The organism is Nostoc sp. (assembly GCF_036917465.1).
Classification (GTDB): domain Bacteria; phylum Cyanobacteriota; class Cyanobacteriia; order Cyanobacteriales; family Nostocaceae; genus Nostoc.
On sequence record NZ_JBALDL010000057.1, the window covers coordinates 1 to 19,743 of the forward strand.

At 40.1% G+C, this 19,743-nt stretch carries 20 protein-coding genes and 1 pseudogene; 15 read left to right on the top strand and 6 right to left on the bottom strand.

Annotation, left to right across the window (positions count from 1 at the left end; all coding sequences use genetic code 11):
* Positions 1-268 precede the first annotated feature (268 nt).
* From nadC to V7K38_RS11790, 5 genes and pseudogenes are all read left to right on the top strand, one after another.
* Positions 269-1,135 (top strand): carboxylating nicotinate-nucleotide diphosphorylase, encoded by an 867-nt coding sequence (nadC, locus tag V7K38_RS11770; protein WP_334857945.1) that lies wholly within the window; start codon positions 269-271, stop codon positions 1,133-1,135.
* Between the two features lie 187 nt (positions 1,136-1,322).
* A pseudogene (locus tag V7K38_RS11775) lies at positions 1,323-2,253 on the top strand (IS630 family transposase).
* A complete protein-coding gene (locus V7K38_RS11780) occupies positions 2,228-2,389 on the top strand; it encodes a hypothetical protein (RefSeq protein ID WP_334857946.1) in 162 nt (53 codons plus the stop codon). The pseudogene V7K38_RS11775 and the gene V7K38_RS11780 overlap by 26 nt, the downstream one beginning before the upstream one ends.
* 62 nt (positions 2,390-2,451) lie before the next feature.
* Positions 2,452-2,583, top strand: coding sequence for a hypothetical protein (locus V7K38_RS11785; RefSeq protein ID WP_334857947.1), 132 nt, complete (start codon positions 2,452-2,454; stop codon positions 2,581-2,583).
* 72 nt (positions 2,584-2,655) lie between these two features.
* Complete coding sequence (locus V7K38_RS11790; RefSeq protein ID WP_334857949.1) at positions 2,656-2,874, top strand: HNH endonuclease; 219 nt, start codon at positions 2,656-2,658, stop codon at positions 2,872-2,874.
* 731 nt (positions 2,875-3,605) lie between these two features.
* Here V7K38_RS11790 and V7K38_RS11795 read toward each other — a convergent pair.
* Positions 3,606-4,523, bottom strand: coding sequence for an AEC family transporter (locus V7K38_RS11795; protein WP_334857950.1), 918 nt, complete (start codon positions 4,521-4,523; stop codon positions 3,606-3,608).
* A 102-nt stretch (positions 4,524-4,625) separates the two neighbouring features.
* Here V7K38_RS11795 and V7K38_RS11800 point away from each other — a divergent pair, with 102 nt between their 5' ends.
* Positions 4,626-5,429, top strand: coding sequence for a M15 family metallopeptidase (locus tag V7K38_RS11800; protein ID WP_334857951.1), 804 nt, complete (start codon positions 4,626-4,628; stop codon positions 5,427-5,429).
* A 199-nt stretch (positions 5,430-5,628) separates the two neighbouring features.
* Here V7K38_RS11800 and V7K38_RS11805 read toward each other — a convergent pair whose 3' ends face one another.
* Both V7K38_RS11805 and V7K38_RS11810 read right to left on the bottom strand, forming a co-directional pair.
* Entirely contained in the window at positions 5,629-6,456 is an 828-nt protein-coding gene (locus V7K38_RS11805; RefSeq protein WP_334857953.1) for an alpha/beta fold hydrolase, read from the bottom strand.
* Between the two features lie 123 nt (positions 6,457-6,579).
* Positions 6,580-7,305, bottom strand: a complete 726-nt coding sequence (locus V7K38_RS11810; RefSeq protein ID WP_334857955.1) for a lysophospholipid acyltransferase family protein — start codon at positions 7,303-7,305, stop codon at positions 6,580-6,582.
* 367 nt (positions 7,306-7,672) lie between these two features.
* On the opposite strand from V7K38_RS11810, the gene metG reads away from it, so the two are divergent.
* From metG to menH, 5 genes are all read left to right on the top strand, one after another.
* Entirely contained in the window at positions 7,673-9,277 is a 1,605-nt protein-coding gene (gene metG, locus V7K38_RS11815) for a methionine--tRNA ligase (protein ID WP_334857956.1), read from the top strand.
* A gap of 166 nt (positions 9,278-9,443) precedes the next feature.
* Positions 9,444-10,073, top strand: coding sequence for a LabA-like NYN domain-containing protein (locus V7K38_RS11820; protein WP_041565095.1), 630 nt, complete (start codon positions 9,444-9,446; stop codon positions 10,071-10,073).
* Positions 10,073-11,278 (top strand): LPS export ABC transporter periplasmic protein LptC, encoded by a 1,206-nt coding sequence (gene lptC, locus V7K38_RS11825; RefSeq protein ID WP_334857957.1) that lies wholly within the window; start codon positions 10,073-10,075, stop codon positions 11,276-11,278. Before V7K38_RS11820 ends, lptC begins: the two co-directional genes overlap by 1 nt.
* Positions 11,279-11,458: 180 nt before the next feature.
* Positions 11,459-11,860 (top strand): metal-sensitive transcriptional regulator, encoded by a 402-nt coding sequence (locus V7K38_RS11830; protein WP_334857958.1) that lies wholly within the window; start codon positions 11,459-11,461, stop codon positions 11,858-11,860.
* A gap of 296 nt (positions 11,861-12,156) precedes the next feature.
* Positions 12,157-12,975 (top strand): 2-succinyl-6-hydroxy-2,4-cyclohexadiene-1-carboxylate synthase, encoded by an 819-nt coding sequence (gene menH, locus V7K38_RS11835; protein ID WP_334857960.1) that lies wholly within the window; start codon positions 12,157-12,159, stop codon positions 12,973-12,975.
* Positions 12,976-12,989: 14 nt separating this feature from the next.
* Here the strand turns inward: menH and V7K38_RS11840 are convergent, their stop codons facing one another.
* Positions 12,990-13,640 (bottom strand): glycoside hydrolase family 24 protein, encoded by a 651-nt coding sequence (locus tag V7K38_RS11840; RefSeq protein WP_334857962.1) that lies wholly within the window; start codon positions 13,638-13,640, stop codon positions 12,990-12,992.
* Between the two features lie 336 nt (positions 13,641-13,976).
* On the opposite strand from V7K38_RS11840, the gene V7K38_RS11845 reads away from it, so the two are divergent.
* The gene (locus V7K38_RS11845; protein ID WP_334857964.1) at positions 13,977-14,624 is read left to right on the top strand and encodes an SMI1/KNR4 family protein; all 648 of its coding nucleotides are present in this window, start codon (positions 13,977-13,979) and stop codon (positions 14,622-14,624) included.
* 225 nt (positions 14,625-14,849) lie between these two features.
* Positions 14,850-15,314 (top strand): DUF29 domain-containing protein, encoded by a 465-nt coding sequence (locus V7K38_RS11850; protein ID WP_334857966.1) that lies wholly within the window; start codon positions 14,850-14,852, stop codon positions 15,312-15,314.
* Between the two features lie 232 nt (positions 15,315-15,546).
* On the opposite strand, the gene V7K38_RS11855 is transcribed toward V7K38_RS11850, so the two are convergent.
* The gene (locus tag V7K38_RS11855) at positions 15,547-16,203 is read right to left on the bottom strand and encodes an NAD(P)H-binding protein (protein ID WP_334857968.1); all 657 of its coding nucleotides are present in this window, start codon (positions 16,201-16,203) and stop codon (positions 15,547-15,549) included.
* Positions 16,204-16,381: 178 nt separating this feature from the next.
* Between V7K38_RS11855 and V7K38_RS11860 the strand changes: the two genes are divergently transcribed.
* Complete coding sequence (locus tag V7K38_RS11860) at positions 16,382-17,053, top strand: DUF1997 domain-containing protein (protein ID WP_334857970.1); 672 nt, start codon at positions 16,382-16,384, stop codon at positions 17,051-17,053.
* A 153-nt stretch (positions 17,054-17,206) separates the two neighbouring features.
* Here V7K38_RS11860 and V7K38_RS11865 read toward each other — a convergent pair whose 3' ends face one another.
* Positions 17,207-17,677 (bottom strand): DUF4079 domain-containing protein, encoded by a 471-nt coding sequence (locus tag V7K38_RS11865; RefSeq protein ID WP_334857972.1) that lies wholly within the window; start codon positions 17,675-17,677, stop codon positions 17,207-17,209.
* Positions 17,678-17,952: 275 nt separating this feature from the next.
* Here V7K38_RS11865 and V7K38_RS11870 point away from each other — a divergent pair, with 275 nt between their 5' ends.
* The gene (locus V7K38_RS11870) at positions 17,953-19,236 is read left to right on the top strand and encodes an ankyrin repeat domain-containing protein (RefSeq protein ID WP_334857974.1); all 1,284 of its coding nucleotides are present in this window, start codon (positions 17,953-17,955) and stop codon (positions 19,234-19,236) included.
* Positions 19,237-19,743 lie beyond the last annotated feature (507 nt).

A 19,743-nucleotide genomic window follows, 5' to 3' on the forward strand; every position in this document is an offset into this window, starting at 1 on the left:
AGCTTAGTTATCTTTATTTTCTTAGACGCAATACACTTGCTGTATATTTGCTTTCAAACTATAATATTTTCAAGGTTCGGTATCCCAGAAAGCGTCGCTTTTCAACGCTCCGCTTCCGGCACTTATTCAATATACCGAACACAACTCCTCATGTCAACTATTTTCTCCAAAAATATTTGGACTAGTTTTTCTGTCACTATCAAAGCCTTTGAGAGCAAGAGTTTAAGGCTATAGTATTTCTGGAAGTCGTAAAGGAAACAATAAAATTGTGAACAGTTCTGGTGTTTTACCGCCTTGGCTGGTTTTAGATCCTCTTTTGCGTGGCTGGTTGTTGGAGGATATTGGTAGGGGCGATCGCACTACAAATGCCCTACTAATAGAAGATGTGACGCTAGGCTCTGCTAAATGGATCGCTAAAGCTTCTGGGATTATTGCTGGTTTAACAGTTGCTGCTAGGGTGTTTCAGATGTTGAATGAAAAGGTCAGCTTTGTGGCGTTGGCGACTGAAGGTGCTTGGTGTGAGCCGGGACAGGTAGTAGCCGAAATTCATGGTTCGCTGGATGCGCTGCTGATGGGGGAACGGGTTGCGCTAAATTTGGCTATGCGCTTGAGTGGGATTGCTACGCTCACTAATATATATGTAGAGAAAATTGCTGATTTACCTGCTCAGTTGGTGGATACGCGTAAAACTACACCAGGGCTGAGACTGTTGGAAAAGTATGCGACTACTTTGGGTGGGGCGATTAATCACCGCATGGGGTTGGACGATGCGGTGATGATTAAGGATAATCACATTGCTGCGGGTGGGGGAATTGGAGAAGTTGTTACTCGTATTCGTTCTCAGATTCCTTATCCCTTGACTATAGAAGTGGAGACGGAAAGTTTAGAACAAGTGAAAGAAGCTTTGCAGCATAAGGCGGACATTATTATGTTGGACAATATGCCGTTGGAAATGATGCGTGAGGCGGTACAGTTGATTCGGCAGCAGGATAGCCGGGTAAAAATTGAAGCTTCGGGAAATGTGACTTTAGAGACGATTCGCTATGTGGCAGACACGGGTGTTGACTACATTTCTAGCAGTGCGCCGATTACTCAGTCGAAGTGGCTGGATTTGAGTATGAGAATTCCGCTTTAATTCTCAAGTTTTAAGTATAATTTTATGAATACGTAAAATAAAATACATAAAGGTCAAGACCGCTACCATCCGAACCTAGCTCAATCACCATCATCAAGGATTGCGCTAAGTAGGTGGGCGTGAGATAAGCAAAATGTGTAAAAATAAATAAATAAATACGGTGAATGAAATAAGTTAGGTATAAAAAATGCCAGCGCGTCTTAGAGTATTTCTGAACCAGGAAGAAGATAGAACTTTATTTGAGTTAAGGACTCTTCAACGGTGTCACAGAAAGTAAAAGATCGAGCCTAAGTAGTGAGGTTAAATTTTCGTGGATGGTATGTAGAAAAAATAGTAGCCCATTTTAATTGGGCAGACCAAACAGTAAGAGAGACGCTTCATAAATGGGATAAAAAAGGTTTAGGGGGATTATGGGATGCGTCAGGTAGAGGAGGAATCACAAAGTGGAAAGAAGAGGATATTGTTTATTTAGAAGAATGCCTTAAAAACGAACCCCGCACATATAATAGTCGTCAATTATCAATAAAGCTATAAAAAGAAAAAAATATTAAGTTGAGTCCCGACAGAATTAGAAGAGTACTCAAAAAAAGGGGATTTATTGGAAACGAGCAAGAATTAGTCATAGAAAAAAGCAAGATCCTGTAACACGAGAGATTAAACAAGGCGAGCTAGAAATGCTTGAAATAGCAGCCGCAGCCGGAGAGATAGACCTAAAATATTTAGATAAATTAGGGTTTTGTATGTGGTGTTCACCCGGTTATACATATTATCCAGTGGGAGAACAAAAGCGATTAGAACAAACGAAAAGACGTGGAAGAAGATTGAGTATTATTGGTTTATTTCAACCGTTAGTAAGTTTTATTTATGGCTTAGTTATTGGCAGTATCAATAGTAAATCTTATATCAAAATGATGGAAAATGAGGCGATTCTTGCAGAACAAGAACTCAAGGGTAATGGACGAATACGAGTCATAGTTCAAGATAACGGTTCTATACATAAATCTCTTGAAGTACGAGAATATTGGACTAAGTGGGAAAGTTTAGGATTATATATTTTCTTTCTCCCTAAATATTGTTCGGAGATGAATAGAATTGAACGCTTTGTGGCAAAAACTTAAAAAACACGAAATTTCTGGACAGATGTTTGATGATGAAATAGACCTAGCTTATGCAGTTATTGATGGAATAGATGCCAGAGGGGAACGAAATAATTACCGTACAGAACGTTTTCAATTTGACAATCATTCTTCTTAACATTGCTTTACACATTTATGTTTTCCTCCGCCCACCTACTTAATCGTTATTTCTTAAGCTTTGTGGTAGATATCGAACCTATTAATATTGATGCTAAAAACCAAAGCATTGGTATTGATTTGGGGCTAAAAACTTATGCGGTAATGATCAATGGCGAGAAAGCCGAAAGCCCAAATTATTCGCAGCTGGATTGAAAAGTCCGCAAACTTCAGAAAAAGTTAGCGCGGTAACAGAAAAAGTGTGACTGGATTTATTGAAGTTGTAGAATGGGTGTACATCCTGAAGTATCTACAAGAGTAGCGACACGACTCAAAAAGCAAAAAGGAATATGCGCTCACTGCGGTAACTACTTCACAGATGGAGATTCGATTGAAATTGACCATATCGTTCCTACATCAATTGGTGGGCGGAACTCATACGCTAATTGGCAACTACTCCATCAACATTGCCACGATAAAAAGACTGCCTTTGATGGTTCTCGGTAACAAAACGTAGCTGAAATACTGCTAAACCTAAGCCACTTGTAGAACCAGATTTTTTTTTAGTCTGGGAAAACGATATGTTGGTAATGACGTACTAATGACAACAGCCGTTTTACTGAGGAGCGGAATGATGGGAAACTATCACGTTCCGTTTTGCGCCACGACTCTAAACGAACGCAGAGACAGGGTAAGACGACAACGGTCGCGCTAGTCGATGAAGAGTAATAATCCGACAAAATTGTTGTTAGAAAATAACCAATGAGGCCATCAGGGTCTTCTGAAACCCTTAGCTGAGTTTCATAAAGAGCAACGATACGCATAAAATTTTCCTGAGAATACGATCTTAAAATAAATAATGCTGGTGGTACACGATGAGGAAGGCTGTGATCCACTCAAAAGTGGGATTTGCAAGCGTCCTTACAGCACTTCCGGCTATTATGAAGCACAATTTTACCCATATCCCTTTTTTATCCGAACTTTTGAGACTGTGTGTGTACCTCATAGCAGACGGAAGTGCTGTATCTTTATCTTAGGAATAAGAATTAAATAACATACAGTTAATGTCCCTGGCTTACCTCACACTCAATCCCTCTCCTTATAAAAGAGAGGGAAGTTAGAGACAGAATAAAGTTTTGCATTTTATTTAATCCACGTTCTTTAACAACAAGTACCTTTGCAGATCGCAATTTTTCATGGGGTTTGAAGCGATCGCGTCACAGTGCATAAATCCAAAATCAAAACAGCCACAACCAAACAGGGAGAGTAACTAACAATACTATAGTCCCAGCAGCTAAGGCAGTTACTGCCAGATCGCGATCGAGATTGAATGTCTCAGCAATTACCAGTGTGCCGAAAGCTGGAGGCATGGCTATTTGTAGCACGATTATCTTTACTATGGGGCTAGTTAATCCAAACAGTGGTAGTATGCTACCCAATATCAAGGGAACTAGTAGCATTTTGATTCCCAAGCTTATCCCTACTTGTGGTAAGCTACGCCAAGATTTGAGCAGGGCTAATCGCATTCCAATTAACACCAGAGATAAAGCTACACTACTCCAAGCAAATTTCTCTAGCCAGAATTCCGCGAGTATGGGAATTGTCACTTGCCGAAAGAGTAAGCCAAATCCAAAACCCCATAGGGCAGGATTAATTAAGATAGATTTAGCAATCTGCCAATTATTTTGGACACCACTGCCAAAACGCGCTGCTATTAATACACCCAAGGCATAAGTTCCTGGGAATGAACCTAGTAAATCGTAAAATAGCGCCCAAGAAAAATATTCTTTGCCTACCATTGCTAGAGTGATGGGAAAGCCAAGATAACCCGTATTACCCAACATTGCTGCTAATATCAAGCTAGCCTGAGTTTGTGGTTGGGGGACGGTTTTTCTAAAATAGGTTTGTCCTTTAATGGCTAACCAAGCTAAAAATGCTCCTAGTAAAATAGCTAGGTAAGCGAAGGCAGGTGCAATCCAAATCTGCCCCGATAAGCTAGATTGACGCAAAAACGATACTATGCTTATGGGTACTCCCACCCAAAAAAGGAACTGTCCTAAACGTGTAGGAACTGTCACAGGTAGTTTGCGTCCCAGAATAAAACCTACCAGGACTAATCCTCCCAGCTTGGCGTATAGTTCTAAAAGGTTTGTCAAGATTGCGCCTAAGAACCACAGATGTAAAATGCTACCTGTTACGTTTACTTTTGTCCAGTGCAAAATCTGTTATGGCTATCCCACAAAAACAGGAGTTTACCCTTGAATAAGGCAGGGTTTTCTGGAAAACCGCAAAACTCATCGAATGACCTTGGTGATGATATTCCAGTGGCTGTACGCGATACCCCTATTGCACCACCGAAAATGTGGTTGCAACCCCAAATTTTGATGATTGGGGGAGTGGCAGGATTTATCCTGCTGGTTTTAATTAGCGGTTTTTTGTTTTTCGTGACCGCACCCAAAAAAACCGCCGATTTTCAAACTTTACCAGCTACTTCTAATCCTCCGACTCCAACACCATCTAATAATTCTAGCGATACTATATTAGGGCATTTTCCATATCCAGAAGCGCCTCAGTCAGAATTAGTAACTATCTCCGCAAATAGGGGGATTAGAATGCGAAAAGCTGCTGCCCAAAAGTTTGAGGAGATGGTAGCCGCCGCGCAGAGTGGCGGTGTAATTTTAGTACCAATTTCTGGTTTTCGCTCAGTCAAAGACCAAGAGCAGTTATTTTTTGGTGTTAGTGCCCAGCGAAATCAAACGCCAGCAGAACGAGCCGCCCTCAGCGCTCCTCCTGGTCATAGCGAACATCACACAGGTTATGCTGTGGATGTTGGAGACGGAAGAGTACCAGCAACTAATCTCCAAACTAACTTTGACAATACCAAGGCTTATCAGTGGCTGCAAGCAAATGCAGCGCGTTTCAGCTTTGAAATGTCATTTCCTAAAGATAATGTTCAAGGTGTGAGTTATGAGCCTTGGCACTGGCGTTTTGTTGGCGATCGCAACAGCTTAGAAATGTTCTACAAAGCCAGAAATTTGAAACCCGCTAAGATATCACCATAGGATTGGTCATTTGTCATTTGTATCAATAACTTACTTCGATTTTCGCACGGCAATTCAAGAGAACCACGATGTTTTCGTAGGGGTGGGATAGGTTAACCCAAAATCTAAAATTGGCAGAGTTTAGGAGAGAGGAGTACTTGGGCGATTTGCACTTCTGGGAATGCGTAGGCGCAGCCCGCCGTAGGCATCGCCTCTGACCTTATCCTCTCACCTGTAACCCTGTACTTATATCAGCATTATTTTCTAAAAAGTCGTTATCTTTAAGAATTTCATAGAGATTAATGTCTTTTTCTAGCAAGCAAGCGTGTCCGCAATGGGGCAGCACCACAATCTTGTTATTTGGTAAGATATTTCCTATCCGCTTGACTTCAGTTACAGAAGGCAAAAGGCGATCGCTACCACCGGCAATCAACAAAACTGGTTGAGTTAAGCGACTTAACTGTTCTTCATCAACTTCAAACTCTCGCAGTAAAGACAACCGCCAAAGAACGGTTTCTGCTGGTACAGAACGCATAGTTTTCAGCAGTTCATGGCGATCGCTCCGAGAAATCCGGGGCAAAGATGCCAGAAACGGCAGCAACCCCAGTGCGCCAATGTCATAAAATCCTGATGGCACTAAGTAAGTTAGCTGGGATGCCCAACTCAACCAAGGGCGAAGATGAAAGGACGAAGCTGGGTTAATTAAGATGGTTCGCTTAAATAAATGCGGCGCTTGAATAGCTACTTTCATTGCCAAGCAACCACCAAAGGACTCACCACACAAGTAAACTGGTCTTTGAGAGCTTTTTTCTAATTCAGCGTCGATCAAGTCCAATACACTCTTAGTTAGAACATCCCAAGTGTTAAGGTCTTGACGGGGGATCGCCAAAGAACGGACATCAAAGCCAGTTTCTAATCCAGCAGTTTGCGATCGCAATAATTGACCTGTTCCATCCATTCCTGGCAAATATACCAATAGCGGATACTCTGGCTGTACTCGTTCAGGTGTCAGGAAACAGGGGTTTAGCTCAACTTCAGAGATAGTCATTGGTCATTGGTCATTAGTCATTGGTCATTAGTCAATGGTATAAAATTTTTGGACTGCTGATTGTTTCGACAATCCCAAATCCAAGTTGCGTTTGCAGCGCACCCAAGGGCTAATCGAATGGCTTTAATAGCAACCTTGACGCAGTAAATTGCTAATTTCGCCATGACAGTGTTCTGTCAGTTCAGCGACAACAGTTCTAGCTTGTTTCCCGTGATATTTTTTTTGATGTTGGGGTGTAATCCAGTAAGGGCGACCAATTAACACCGCAACCCGATGATAAATTACCAAAGGATGCCAACCAGCTTGATTAAATAAAGGTTCTGAAGGGTCAAATAAGCTCAAAAGCCTTAAAGGAAAACCATTGGTGTTTACCTCTTCTAAGGATGCGATCGCGATCGGCAAAATAGCTAAATCTTGCACATCAGCCCGCAATGCTAAATGGGCAAATCCCCGTTGAAACTCACCTACCTGGTTTGGTTGAGTAAATTTCACCATTGGTTCAGTCCCTTCTGGAAAGACTCCCACCATCTGTTTAGACTGCAATAGCACTTGCGACTGCGAAAAAAAGCTTCGTTGGCGGTTTTGAGTTTCCTCCAAAGGAAAACACCCCAATTGACCGGTGACAATCTCCCGCATTACTGGCACTTGTCCCATATAGTGATGGCAAGCAAAGCGAATCGGACTCGATAACGCTGCCATTAAAATCGGTGCATCCATGAAGCTGCGGTGATTGCTGACTACCAAAACGCTAGCATCTTGGGGAATACGATCCTCATAATAGCGAAACATTTGGGTTGAGAGTGCCGCCACCAAAGCGCGAGAAATCTCTAGGGGGCTATTTCGACTCATACCTAATCAATATATTTTCCAGTAAATATGGGGGTTTGTCTTAACTTAATTTTTACATTTCTTTACTACTGGCATGACCATCTTAAGATAGAAATCTCTGCTCCACAAAACTAGCTAAATTTTCTGCATTTGGCATTCTGTATTCTCGATCACAATATTTTCTAATAGAAAGTATTCAAAAGAATTATGATTAGTTAATTTTTCTCTTGTAGGGAAAAATGAGTTTAATAGATGCATATTACAAAACAATTTTTGACCTGATAAGTTTGCTACTATTAAAGTGTTATTGGAAAAAATGGAAATATTATTGTACAATGGCGTGGTTTTGCTGATAAGAATAAGTTTAATAAGTTAATTTTTATTTTGTATGAATCTAGTGAATAAAACAGAAAATACATTTGCACTGACAACACCGCTATATTATGTAAACGATGTTCCCCATATAGGCAGTGCTTATACGACGATCGCAGCAGATGTAGTAGGGCGATTTCACAGACTACTAGGAAATCAGGTATTACTAATTACAGGTACAGATGAACACGGGCAAAAAATTCAGCGATCGGCAGAAAGTTTAGGCAAAGCGCCACAAGAGTTTTGCGATGAAATTGTCCCTAGTTTCGTTAGTTTGTGGCAGTTACTAGACATTCAATACGATCGCTTTAGTCGCACAACTGCACCTCGTCATGAAGCGATCGTCAAAGAATTCTTTGAGCGAGTCTGGGAATCTGGTGATATCTATCAGGGACAACAACAAGGTTGGTATTGCGTATCCTGTGAAGAATTTAAAGAAGAACGGGATCTCCTAGAAGGACACCGTTGCCCGATTCATATTAACAAAGAAGTTGAGTGGAGAGACGAGCAAAACTATTTTTTCCGCTTATCCAAATATCAAACTAAGCTGACAGAATTTTATCAATCTAAACCCGATTTTATTCAACCAGAAAGTCGGCGAAATGAAGTCCTCAGCTTTGTAAATCAAGGACTGCAAGACTTTTCCATTTCGCGGGTAAATCTAGATTGGGGTTTTCCTGTACCAGTTGATCCCAAGCACACCCTTTATGTCTGGTTTGACGCGCTGCTAGGTTATGTCACAGCATTACTCGAACCCGATGCAGAACCGACTTTAGCCAATGCTTTAGAAACTTGGTGGCCAATCAACCTACACCTAATTGGTAAAGATATTTTGCGCTTCCATGCAGTTTATTGGCCGGCAATGTTGTTGTCGGCTGGCTTACCTTTGCCAGAAAGAGTATTTGGGCATGGCTTTTTGACTAAAGATGGTCAAAAGATGGGCAAAAGTCTGGGTAACACCCTTGATCCTGTGGCGTTAGTTCAACGCTATGGTAGTGATGCCGTTCGTTATTACTTCCTTAAGGAAATCGAATTTGGCAAGGATGGAGATTTTAATGAAGTAAGGTTCATTAATGTTCTGAATGCAGATTTGGCAAATGATTTAGGTAATTTGCTCAACCGCACCTTGAGCATGGTGAAAAAATACTGCGTTGACAATAACGTTCCATCAATCGGCAATGAAGGAATTCCTGACGAAAATCCTTTGAAAACAATTGGTTTACGTCTAGGGGAACAGGTGAAACAAGCATATAAAGAGCTAGCTTTCAGTCAAGCCTGTGGTGCCATCCTTTCGCTAGCACAAGCCAGTAATAAGTTTATTGATGAACAAGCTCCTTGGACATTATATAAACAGGGACAACAAGAGTCTGTGGAAAAAGTTCTCTACGCAGTTTTAGAATCAGTTAGACTGACAGCTTATCTGCTTTCCCCAATTATTCCAAACATTAGTAGCGATATTTATCAGCAACTGGGCTTTGGAATAGACTTCAACGATCAAATACAAAGTTCACTTACCGCTCCTTTTGCCACCCATGCGACATGGGGGATACTATCTAGTAAACAACAGTTGGGTACATTCCAACCAGTTTTTAAGCGAATAGAACCCCTAAAAAACGATTAGTCCTTATCAAACTCTGATTTTGTTCAATCTCTTATTCTCTCAAAAAATTTATCGGGGTTTAATTTATATTAGCCCCGGGACATTATCATAAGCCGCTGTGACTAGCATCTAAAAGTTCGTAATTTGTATCAAAAATAACAGGGATAAAAATCGAGGTATCACAATGATGTTGAATAATTTTGAAACCGATTCAATATTTACGCCAGAACAAGTTTTGGAGAATCGGGGCAGGGTGGCCATATTTATTGACGGCTCAAATCTATTTTACGCTGCATTGCAACTAGGGATTGAAATCGATTACACGAAGCTGTTGTGTCGATTAACAGGAGGTTCTAGACTCCTGCGGTCTTTTTTCTACACTGGTGTAGACCGGACAAACGAGAAGCAACAGGGATTTTTGCTGTGGATGCGTCGCAATGGCTATCGAGTCATTGCTAAGGATTTAGTCCAGCTACCGGATGGCTCTAAAAAAGCTAACCTGGATGTAGAAATAGCTGTAGACATGATGGCGCTAGTAGATTCTTATGATACCGCAGTTTTAGTGAGCGGTGATGGGGATTTGGCTTATGCGGTCAATTCAGTTAGCTATCGCGGCGTGCGGGTAGAAGTGGTAAGTTTGCGTTCGATGACCAGTGACAGCTTAATTAATGTAAGCGATCGCTACATTGATTTAGAAGCCATCAAAGAAGACATTCAAAAAACCCCTCGCCAAAGCTATCCATATCGGCCGTTATCCGGTATCGGCTTTTTGGAAGACCCAAGAACTAGTGATGGACACCTAGAAATCCAAGAATAATGGCCTATCAATTTCATAAAAGAGGGAGACAGGGGGAGAGAAAAATTCAAAATTACTCCCTCGCTCCCTCCTTCCTTTTTTTCCCTTTGATTTTTTTCTTGATATTTGGTTTAGTCGGTTGTGGGGGAAAATCCCCCCCAGCTTCTCAAGAAAATCCTGCGGCTTCATCTAAGCAAGGTACCGATTTAACCTTCTTTGATGTCATCCTAGAACAAGCAGATGAAGTAGGGCGACCTATTTGGAGAGTCAGGGCTAAAACCGCAAAATACACCAAAGATAAACAAATTGGTCAAGCTGAAAGTCCTTATGGTGAACTATATCAAGATGGTAAAGTAGTTTATCAAATTAAGGCAGATATCGCAGATATTGAACAAGATGGGAAGCAGTTGTTTCTTAAAGGTAAGATATTTGCCACAGACCCTAAGAATGGTGTTGTATTGCAAGGTAATGAATTAGAATGGCGACCCAAAGAAGATTTGTTGATTGTCCGCAACCAGGTTAACGGTACTCACAAACAACTACAAGCTGTAGCGCAAGAAGCGCGAGTTAAAACCCGCGAACAACGGATGGAATTTTCTGGACGAGTAGTAGCAAATTCCACTGATCCCCAATTACAAGTAAGAACCGAGCATTTAATCTGGAATATTAAAGAACAAAAACTAATTGGCGATCGCCCTTTACAAATTGACCGCTACAAAGATAATAAAATTAGCGATCGCGGTAAAGGGAATTCTGCCGAAGTCAATTTAAAAACAAAAATTGCCACTATTAAACAGAATGCTCAATTAGATTTACTAGACCCACCAGTACAAATAACTAGTAACTCTATGACCTGGAATATGAATGCAGAAACTGTTACTACAAATTCGCCTGTGCGGATGTTCCAGCGTGTTGATAATCTTACCGTAACTGCCAATCAAGGTGAAATGAAAATTCCACAAAAAACGGTTTATTTAACAGGTAACGTCAACGCCATTGGTCAGCGTCGCCAGTCTTTGAAATCTAATACATTAACTTGGTATTTAGACAATAAGTTACTTGAAGCTCAGGGAAATGTAGTTTATCGGCAAGTTGACCCACCGTTAAATTTTACAGGTGAAACAGCCGTTGGTAATCTGCAAACAGAAAATATCGTTGTCAAAGGTGGCAGTTCTAGTGGTAGGGTAGTGACAGAAATTATTCCCCAAGACAAAGCCAATCGTTAGTAGTAGAGGGGGAATGTGGAAGTAGGGGGAGAAGAGGGAGTGAGGGAGTCAGAAACAAGAATTATTAACAATTCAAAATTCAAAAATAACCAATTCCCAATGCCCAATGCCCCAACCATAAATTTTGGGTTGGTCGACTACTAGGCTAGGATCTTAGTATTACAAGTCCTTTGATAACTCATGAATGGATCAAACCGATTAGGTAAGGAATCCTTGCCAATATCCCAGCCAGTAGAAGATTCCCTGCATCACGATGCAGACCACGAGCATACAGATCGTACTCATGGGACTGGAGAGCCTGCTCATCCTCACATCCATAGCGAAGAGTCATTACGGCGAATTGTCAACCGATTATCGCGGATAGAAGGACATGTTCGTGGTATTAAGACAATGGTGCAGCAAAATAGCCCTTGTCCTGATGTACTACTGCAAATTGCCGCAGTGCGAGGCGCATTGGATAAGGTAGCGCGAATTGTTTTGGATGAGCATTTAACTGAATGTATTGCTAGAGCTGCACAAGAGGGTAATATTGACGTTGAAATTAAACAGTTAAAAGCTGCTTTAGATCGATTTTTACCTTAAAAATTAGAAAAATCAAAAATTAAGTAGCACAACAAGACATTTTGTAGAGATGCAATATTTGGTGTATTAACTCAGGCAAAGGGTTATTTATGCCAAAATTAATACAAGTGTTTTATATTCATAAGTGATGGTCTGTTCAGTTCCAAAGGAATTAAACAGTATCGTTTCATACTATTAAAAGCTAAAAAAAAGGATTATCAGGACTAAAGTCCCGACTACGAACTTTAATTTATTTGCGCCTACTTACTTACTCATAAAAAATATATCAGCTTTGATTTTCAATATGTACCATAAAAATGACTTTAAAACAATATAAAATTAACTATTGTTTAAATATAAATGGTAACAAGCCTATAATTATTTTTTTACACGGCTTCATGGGAAATATTCATGAATTTGATGAAGCCATAAAATTACTACTTGAAGATTTTTCTTATCTCACTCTTGACTTGCCAGGACATGGTAAAACCGAAATTTTAGGAGGTGATGAATACTATACAATGGAATCCACTGCTCAAGCAATAATCAATTTATTAGATGAATTCAAAATAGATAAATGCTACTTAATTGGTTATTCAATGGGCGGAAGGTTAGCTTTATACCTAACTCTACATTTCCCAGAACGTTTTATTAAAGTTGTATTAGAATCAGCTTCTCCAGGTTTAGCAACAGAAGCAGAACGATTAGAACGAGTTAGGCGTGATGCTCAAATAGCTAGAAAAATCAGCAGAAGCATTATTCAAACCGATTTTGCTACTTTTTTGTCAAATTGGTACAATCAACCAATTTTTGGTTATATAAAAAATCATCCAGAATACGATCGCATGATAGAAAATCGCTTGCAAAACAATCCGCAGGAATTAGATAAATCATTGCGCTTCATGGGGACTGGATGCCAACCTTCTTTATGGGAAAAGCTACGAGATAATAAAATTCATATACTCTTACTAGCTGGTGAATATGATGAAAAATTTATATCTATTAATACAGAAATGGCTCAATTATGTGAATTTGCACAGCTAAAAATAATTAAAAATGCTGGACATAATATTCACTTTGAAAATACCTTGACATTTGTAGAAAATATAAAATATTTTCTGTCTACAGCAAGTTAAAAATTAAGATAATCTTACGGCTTCTTTACTGGCTTGCTAGAAGGGGTTGGCGATGGTGTCAACTTCGGGGCTATTGGTTGATTAGCTGTGCTTAATTCCTCTTTCAACATTTTCTGATAAACTTTAGGCAAAGAGCTACTAACAGAATTAGTTTCTAGACCATATCCTAGACTTGTCCAAGTCGGAGAGAGTCGCCGCAAAACATCATTTAACTTTCCCTGACGCAACAGTTGAGAAAGATCGGTTCCCCAAACTTTAGAATCACTTAACCAACGGTAAACTACTATATCTTGATACTCTGCTTCAAAACTATAAGCAGTCCAAAACATCATCTGCATTGGCTTTGGGTGATAACGCGGGGCTAAACGATACCAAGTAATGTTGATAATTTGATATCTCCCAGCAGCTGTAGAACAATTACCTGTGTTGGGGCCTGTGACAATTGTGACGCATATCTCAGGATGTCGGCTAAAGTCGTTAACTTGCTGTCCACCATATAATAGCGAATAGGGACGGTTCCCACTGGCTTCACTTGCGGAGATGGTTCGCATTAAAGCACGGATATAGGGGTCGCCCTGTTTCATCACCAAAGGCGGCTGTTTATCTGCAAAGATGGGATCGGAAGGCGATCGCAAGTCTCCAATATACCATTGCAACAAATACACAAAGCCAAGAAGCGCAGCTATTGGCCCAATAAGTTTTTCAACACCTTTGAATTCAAAGCCTTTCAGAGTCCGACTCCTTCAAATTCGCTCTCTTTACTAACAAAAATCATCGACGAACTTATTCCAGTAAAGTTCATACCTGATTGTTAGTTATATGGTATCCGTTATTCCTGAGTGATGTAAATCAGAACTATATCAACTCATGCCCTATAAGTATGGAGCAGAAGATGCAATTATAATACGGATAGATTAAGAAAAAGTTGAACTGTAAAAATAGATATATCAAATGTTGTTTAGGATTTGACGATTCTATAACGATTACATTACGTGGATTATATGTCTGAACTCACAGATGAACTCGATTATATTTGGGGTTGGCTACAATCAACGAGTCTCGAATTTGTTGATTGCTACAATCAGGGCTTAACTCGTCAACAAGTTGATGAGATTGTCAAAGTTATCCCATTCAAATTATCTGATGAAATTTATGAACTTTATCAATGGCGAAATGGAATAGCTGACCTTGGTTTTAACAATTATCATCCACTGGTTGAATTCTTATTTCCAGATCAATTATTTAGTAATTCGCCCACTTCATTCTGTACTTTACAAGACTCGATTTCAAATTATCATGATTTATGGCAACTTGAGCAATCGACTATGATAAATAAGCCGTATGATAGTTATAAAGGATGGGATCAAAAATGGTTTCCTATTGCCTCATTTGAGAATAAAAGAATTCTATATATAGTTGGCGATCTCGAACCATCTCCAATTTATCTTGTCGATTATATTTTTCTTGATAATCCATTAAGAGTTTATAAAAGTCTCATAAGTATGATATCTGTAATTGCAGAATGTTGTGAGTTTGGTTTATATCAAATTATTCCAGATGAATACGGTGAAGAAGAAGATATGATAATACGGATAGATGAAGACAAACTTGAACTTGAAAAAGAGATATATCGAAAATATAACTCATAGTTATAGGTACCCTGAAATAACCGAGATATTTATTCTGTTATTTAGAACTTTGACGATTACATAACTATTTTTTCACTTCTGGCAAAAAACTCATCCAATAAAATCATATTAGTTGTTATTGAGGATCGGGCTAAAACTTAAGGCGATCGCTTTTTGTTGATGAAGGAGAAAGAGCTACGCCTACCTATGTTATAATTAGATAGTTAATTTTCTGAGCGATTAGCTATGACAACAGAAATATTAAAATCTGTTGAACCTACCCTTTACGAAGAAGATTATTATTTATGGGTAGAAACAACACTTAAACAATTAGAAAATAAAGATATTGAAAATATTGATTGGCAACATTTATCAGAAGAAATCGAAGCTTTGGGAAATGAACAAAGACGAAAAGTAGAAAGTTACTTAAAACAATTATTAATTCATCTTTTACTTTATCGTTATTGGGAAACTGAAAAAGAAAATTGTCAACGAGGCTGGCAAATAGAAATAACTAATTTCCGTGATGAGCTAGAATTTTCTTTTCGTTCCAAAACACTTTATAATTATTCTCTTAACTGTTTAGGTGCAGTTTATATTAAAGCCAGAAGACAAGCAATTCAAAAAACAGGTTTAACGCCTGAGATTTTCCCAGAACAATGCCCTTTTACTCCCGAAGATATTTTCAATAGTGAGTACTTCCCAGAATAAAAGTGATTTTGTATAGCTGTTTGTGGAAATGAAGGCAATAAAAGAGCGATCGCTTGTCTATCGTGAATGAATGTAGGATTAAAGCGCCGTATAAGCAATGCGCTTTAACCCTATATTTTAGATGTGGAATGGAGCGATCGCTTCATAAAGTGAAATCAAGGGCGTTCAATTTAGATGAAGCAAGCTACTCGACAAAGTGCGCTCGTTTTGACGAATAAAACCCTTTAGGATATCAGCACTGTTGAAATAGCTCCTGAAAGCTTTTTGAGGCTGCTTCAGGTTTAGCAACAATTTCGACAATTTTATTGCGTGCATCCGCTTCAAACAGCGCCTCAACAGCAACTTGGGCAACTTTTTGCCTGGGGATGCTACCGTCAAACAATGTATCAGCGCTCTGCATCACGATCGCGTCGAGGTTATCTTCGTTCTTTAACCCACCAGGTCGCACAATCGTATAAGTCAGACCACTTTTCTGGATATACTCTTCAGCTTGCTTTTTCCACACCAAAATCAGCCAAAACAAGTTCAGTGGATGGAAGAACTGCGAACTACACAAAGAGGAAACTAAAACAAGATGCTCAATCCCCTTTGCTTTGGCAGCTTCTACTAAATTTTTAGTCCCTTCAAAATCTACTTTATAGGGGCCAGTGGGGTCAAAACTAGGTTTTGCACCAGTTGCAACCAACAAAACTGTGCTATCTCCCAACGCAGCATTTAAACTTTCTGGTTGTAACACATCGCCTACAACCAACTCGGCTTCAGGAGACAGAATACCCCTAGCTTTCTCAATATCCCGCACCAAAGCTCGGACGGGAATATTCCGCGCTATCAACTCTTGCACAATCCGGCGACCTGTTTCACCGGTTGCCCCTGCTACAAATGCTTTCATGAGAAATGTTATCCTGGGAAACTATTGTGTGCTTGTTCAGTTCTTTATTTTAGTAATTCTATGGAGGTGATAGCAGATTAATGAGGTTTTGGTCAAAATGGGATATTGATGTGAAATGACCCAGGCACGTGGGGAACTATTAATATAGACGAACGCCAAAATATACAGTAATGCATTTATGCTTTCAAGACAAGGCGAATATAAATCCTGGGAAATAACAGAAGCAGTTTTACCTGTAGAATCCAGCCAAGAAGAAGCTAAGGAAACATTAACAGAGGCAAATGTAGCGACGATTACAAAATTTTATGGTCGCTATCAAGATTTTATGGAAATGCCTGCTCCATCTGATAAGGTTGCTGAGTATCTTAATACTCACGCCTCATGGTTTTCTCGTTGCGCTGAACCTATGAAGGTGCAATTACTTGGGGAAAATGGCTACGCTCTAGTAATTGGTTGTTTTGGTGCTTTTGGTTATGAAGTAGAACCGAAAATTGGTTTGGAATTGTTGCCCCCAGAGGAGGGTATTTACCGCATCCGTACAATACCCATTCCTGATTACCAGCCGCCTGGTTATGACGTAGATTATAAGGCATCTCTACAGTTAATAGAAAACGATGTTTGCACTAGCGGCGAGGTTACAAGAGTTGAATGGGAATTAGATTTAGTAGTTGATTTGCACTTTCCCCGGTTTATTCAGCGATTACCCAAATCTATAATTCAATCTACAGGCGATCGCTTACTTAACCAAATCGTCCGCCAAGTCTCCCGCCGCTTAACTCGCAAAGTTCAGCAAGATTTTCAGAAATCTTTGGAAATACCCCTTCCCGCTAATTCTAAACAAAAACGCTGAGTCAACAGTCCTTTGTAATTGCTCATACACTAATGACAGAGCGCAAAGTCTGAGCGGAGGTCTCCTCCGAGCCTCCTTCTCCTGTCGGAGACGCTGCGCGAACGGAGGAGCTACGCTAACAGAACTTTGTAAGAGAGGACAAATGACAAAGAACTAAGCTTTAGTAAGAATTTTTTGGACAATTTGCACGCCAGTAACAGCCTGCCAAGCAAAAAGTCCCAAAAGGGTGAAATTTAGCAAAATATGAGTTGCACGCGCCCAATTTGCCCCTTTCTGCATATAAGGTGACAAAGCAGCAGAAAATGCAATCAGACCCGCCATTCCCAATCCTGCCAGCAGGTGAGGACTGACAAATAACTTTTGATTATTGATGTAAGTGACAGCCATCCCACCAATCGTACCTGCTACCATCAAAGCTAAGAGTATAGACCCGATTTGGTAGTGTCTGAGGTTATATCTACCTTTAATCAGTTCCTTCTTTTCTTCCCCCTGAGCATTTCTGGTACGCTGTACTTGCAGCCCCAAGTAGGCAGCATAAATTGAAAGTACTAATAGTGCCCACATAAGCACCGGATGGAAGAAGCTCAACCAATATTTCACGGACGCAGAAAGTTCCAGACTCATAGTGTTCTCGCCTAATTATTAAATCTTCATAAAAATTAGCATAACTCTATTCTCTGTGCTTAAAGTTGCACAAATTTAATAAATTTGGGAATGGGGAATTGGGCATTGGGCATTGGGCATTGGGCATTGATTACTTCTTATCTGCTCCCTGCTCCCTGCCCCCTTTCCACTCCCTTCCCATCCTATTTTCGTTTCCCCTCTTGCCAAAGTGCATAAACAATCTCAGACTGAGTTTTGAGGGTAGACGAACAAAACCCCTGTGTGGGATCTCATTCATGACTGAAAACAACGATACTTTGCTACTAAAAGCTGCTAAAAGTGGTGATATCAAGGGACTGTGTGCGCTACTGGCTGCTGGTGCGAGGGTAGACGCTTGCGATCGCCAAGGCACGACGACGTTAATGTTTGCTGCCAATTTAGGCTACACCGAAATAGTGCGATCGCTCTTGGATGCTGGTGCAAATATCAACTTGCCCAGAAAACTCTATGGTTTGACGGCTTTGATGTTGGCGGCTAGTGCCAAACAACTTGACATTTTGCAGCTTTTGCTATCCAAAGGGGCTGATGTCAATGCCACTAATGAAGATGGCAGCACAGCTTTAATGGCAGCAGTCCTCAAAGGTCATATCGATGTAGTGCGAATCTTATTGGCTGCTGGTGCCAAGGTGAAGATCGCCGATAAAGATGATGATACTGCTTTGAAACTCGCCATTAAACAGGGAAACATAGAAGTTTTACAAGCAATTCTCCAAACTGGTGTTGATGTCAATATCCCAGATCAAGAGGGTGAGACACTTTTAACATTAGCGGCAGACTTGGGGCATCTGGAGGTTGTGGAAGCACTGCTAGCAGCAGGGGCTAACGTAAATGTGAAAAACGCCGATGGTGGAACTGCATTATCCGCAGCAGCAGCAGGTGGACACAGTGCGATCGCAGCAGCTTTACTAGATCGAGGTGCTGAAATTAATCTCCAAGACCAAGATGGTGAAACTGCCCTACATCTTGCCGTTGTGGAAGGCTACATTGATGTCGTGCAAGTATTACTTAATAGGGGTACAAATGTCCAAATTAAAAACCGCCTGGGTGATACGTCACTGCTTGTAGCAGCCTTGCAGGGACATAGCAAAATTGTCGAGGCACTGCTGCGTTCTGGGGCAGATATTAATGGAAAAAATCTTGGTGAAGTACCTTTGACATTGGCTGCATCACAAGGACATACCCAAACAGTGAAAGTGTTGCTAGACTATGGTGCTGATGCCGACAGTCTAGGGGATGATGGTAAAACTGCTTTGATCAAAGCAACCGAACGTAAGCACACAGAAATCGTACATTTGCTGCTAGCAAAAGGGGCAGATGTGAATTTTCAAGACTCAGCGAGGGCAACATCATTGATGTGGGCTGCATCAGGTGGTTATGGCGAAATTGTGCAGTTATTACTCCAAGCTGGGGCTGATCTAAATTTGAAAAACCGAGGTGGTTATACTGCTTTGATGATTGCAGAATTTAATGGTTATAAGAATATAGTGCGGAGTCTGCAAAAAGCTGGGGCGCAAGAATAGCCATTTAATTTGGAATTTTCAACTAAAATCTTTTTAAAAATATGTTGACAAATCTAACAATTAGGTAAAACTACATGATAATAAGGGTTTTGGCTATTGTTTGCCTAAGTTCTAAAATCATTAAATCAAGTTTATTAACTTAAATACCAAGGGAGTTCAAAAGAACGAAATCTCAATCTGAAAAACAAATAAAACAAAACTCCGTCGTAGCTGTTGTGAACTTACTACGGCGGAGAAAAGAAGAATTAAAACGCCAAGAAGGAACAGGCTAAATGCTTGCGTGACAAGGATAGAAAGAAAGCAAAAATGAAGAAGTAAATTTACTTTTTACTTTTTTCCTTGTACATTTTACCTTTTACCTGTTCTCCCCCTTGACGTTTCCTACTGTGCTAGATGTGCAAAATATATAGTTTTTATTTGAACGGAAATGTATTCTAAGGATCATTTTTTATATATGATCCGAAAAGCTAAATACAAACAAGTCCTGAAAAAAGGTTGATGTCTAAC